1 protein-coding gene is annotated in these 3,662 nt (G+C 38.5%); it reads left to right on the forward strand.

The window, feature by feature from the left end; all coding sequences use genetic code 11:
- A partial coding sequence (locus JMO20_RS10780) for a GLUG motif-containing protein (protein ID WP_279380107.1) occupies window positions 1-3,662 on the forward strand: 3,662 nt, incomplete at both ends.

Here is a 3,662-nt window from a genome sequence, read left to right on the forward strand (position 1 = left end):
ACCGGGAACAGCTACAGGATCAACCAAAGCAGACATCACAGAGACTGCAACATCAAAATTTGTAGTCAACATCACAGATAGTGAAGTAGCAACACCAAATACAACCGATGCTGCACCAACAACAGGTACTAACCTTGTAGATAATTATATTTCAGTAGCAGATATAACAACCGGAGTAGCAGAAGGTGTTTACTTACAAGTATATGATGTAGATGGAAGTGGAAATGTAGCAGGCTTCTATCAAAAGCAGCTAACAGCCAGTGATATTAAAACCAATTGGCAAGATTATGTAGCAGGTAGTTTTGCAGGGGGTACCGGAACAATAGATGATCCCTATCAGATTAGTAGCGCAGAGGAATTAGCGCTTTTGGCATCATGGGTAAATGACGATGATTCAACTAATAATGGAGATTATTATGAACTCACACAGGATATTGACTTATCTGCCCATGAGTGGACGCCGATAGGGATAAACAACGGAGCTCTATGGAAAGTTTTTAGCGGATATTTTGACGGAAAAGGATATAAGATTAGTAATGTAAATATAGGAACAGGGGCTAATCCCGATAATACATACGATTATGCTGGATTATTTGGTGATAGCAGTGGGACAATACAAAATGTTGGCGTTAGTGTAAATATATATTCTTTTAGGGTTTCAAGTTTGTTAGATCCTAAAGGAGGATTTATAGGAGGATTAGTAGCAAGTAATGGTGGAATAATAAATAATAGCTATGTAACCGGGACTATACAAGGAGGCGACAATGCATATGTAGGAGGATTAGTAGGATACAATGGGTATAATGGAACAATAAATAATAGTTATGCTTCAGGGAATGTTACAGGAGGCTCTAGTTCATATGTAGGAGGACTAATAGGATCTAATTCGACTGAGGGAACTATTATTAATGGATATTATAATTCTGAACAAGCATCAGCAAGTATCGGAATGGACGATAATAGTCAAACTGTAACGGGAAAAACAACAGCAGACATGAAATTGCAAGCATTTGTAAATGAGTTGAATGATAATAAATCCGGCCATGCTGGTTGGTACGCATGGGTTGCTGTGGCAAATGACTACCCAACATTAGATGCCACATCACAACCACCAGAGATAACACCACCGACAAATTTAGTATTTTCTTCTAACACTGATAATGATATCTTCCTATCATTTACAGCTTCAGATACAGCGAACGGGTATTTGATTGTAAGAAAGACAGGAGCAGAACCAAGTTTTGTTCCAGCGAGTGGTACGAGTTATACCGCCGGAGCTCAAGGGGAAGATGAGATTGTAGCAGTAGGAACAGAGACATCTTTTACAGAGTCTTCTGCTACAGTTGATACAGAGTATTATTATACAATTTATCCTTATAAAGGTAGTGGAGCATCTATTGCTTATTTGACAAATAATCCGTTATCAGGAAAAACAATAATAAAGAGTGGAAATAAAGTTGATAATCAAACTATTAACTCTTCAACAAAAGCTACTTCAGCAGTATTTCCAGATGCAGGAGTAAGTTTAACTTTTCCGGAGGGTATAGCACAAGATACAACCATCAGTGTGGAAAAAGTAAATAATGAACCAACCAATTTTATGGTAAAACCAAATGTACGTAGAGTAAGTCCGATGTATTTTAATGTAACGGCAAACCCTGACAGTCCTGGAAACTATACTTTGATTTTAGATTTTTCTTCACTTGGCTTAACTCAAGCAAAATGGGAAAAATTTGTGATTCTAAAACGAGCAGATGCGAATTCACCATGGCAAGATGTAGTGAAAGATATGGGTGCAACTATTGTTAATCGCCAAACAGACGGTATATGGGGGAAATTTACAATTACTGGATTAAGCAGCTTTTCACAGTTTAGCGGTGGAGAAGGATATACTGCTGTAACACATACTGTTACTAGTGCAGCAAATGACGGTAGTGGTAGTTTAAGGCAAGTTTTATTGGATGCCACAGCAGGAGATGTAGTTGAATTTGATACAGAACAGATGGGTAGCAATAGCATTTTACTATCAGCACCTATACAAATTGATAAAGACATCACCATCAATGGAGCTGGAAAAGAAATTAAACTCGATGGTAATAACACGACTAGAGTTTTAGATATCATAGATGGAGTTAGTGTTAAATTAGAAAATTTGACTATACAAAATGGTAAGGATAGTGAAAATATTGTTGGTGGAATAAATAATGAAGGTTCTTTAACATTGCTCAATTGTCTTGTTATTGGCAATAAAGCAATAGGCATTGGTGAGGAAGGCTATGGCGGTACTGGAGGTATTTTACAGGAGGTAGGATTTGCAACGGTAGATGGCTTTAATAAACCGACTAAGCTGGTATTAATCAATTCTACAATAGCTGGCAATGATGGAGAAGCTGACAATGATGGAGTAGGAGGAGTTGTTGTATTTGAAGGTACTGTAGAAATTTACAACTCCATTGTATATGGTAATACAGGAGCGGATGCAGAAGGGTATTTTGAAGATGGTACTCTTACATCTTATAATTCATTGTATGGTTTTAATGATGCAGCTTTCAATATTACAGGAAGTGACAATATATTTGCAGGCGACCCTAAATTTGTGGGTACAGGAGAGTATCCATATATGATTCAAGTGGATTCACAAGCCATTGATGCTGGAAGTGATAATTATATCAATGAGATATATGATATTCGAGGAGCAGGCTTTGACAGAAAAGTTGGAACTGTAGATATGGGAGCATATGAGTATAAGGAAACTACCTTGACCAATTGGCAAGATAGTGGTAATATGGCAGATTTTTTTCCAGGCGGTACCGGAACAAAAGATGACCCTTATCAGATTAGTAGCGCAGAGGAATTATCGCTTTTGGCAAGTGTTGTAAATAATGAAGAAACAGCGTATACCAAAGCTTATTATGTACTTACCCAGGATATAGACTTAGCAGCCCATCAGTGGACACCGATAGGGATATTTGGTGATGCGACTACTATGGGGAGCAACAAAGTATTTGGCGGGAATTTTAACGGACAAGGTCATGTGGTAAGTAATGTTGAGATAGGAACAGCGGGCAATCCTGATGGTGCAAATTATTATGTTGGACTATTCGGAGCTAGCAACGGGACTATAGAAAATATAGGCGTTAAGGTGAGCATTGTTTCTTCAACAGCTAATTCTAGAGTAGGAGGATTAGTAGGGTGGAATGGCGGAATGATATACAACAGTTATGCAATAGGAGATATAGCAGGTGGCGCTAGTTCGACCGGTACAGGAGGACTTGTAGGATCTAATGCTAGAAAAGTAATAAATAGCTATGCTGCAGTTAGCATGACAGGAAATGCCGATTGTTTAGGAGGATTAATAGGGTATAATTATAGTACAATAACTGACGGCTATTATGATTCTACTGTAACAGGGAGTATCGAGGGTATCGGGAAGGATACTCAAAGTCAAACTACCACATCAATGACCACTGCAGATATGCAATCCCAAGCATTTGTCGATACCTTAAATTTAAATAGATCTGGACATCCTGACTGGTACACATGGGTTGCTGTGGCAAATGACTACCCAACATTAGATGCCACATCACCACCACCAGCAACAACACCGGCAACAGCATTAAATGTCACAGTATCACCGGGAACAGCTACAGGATCAACCAAAG

It is taken from the genome of Sporosalibacterium faouarense (assembly GCF_016765695.1).
GTDB classification, from domain to species: domain Bacteria; phylum Bacillota; class Clostridia; order Tissierellales; family VENL01; genus Sporosalibacterium; species Sporosalibacterium faouarense.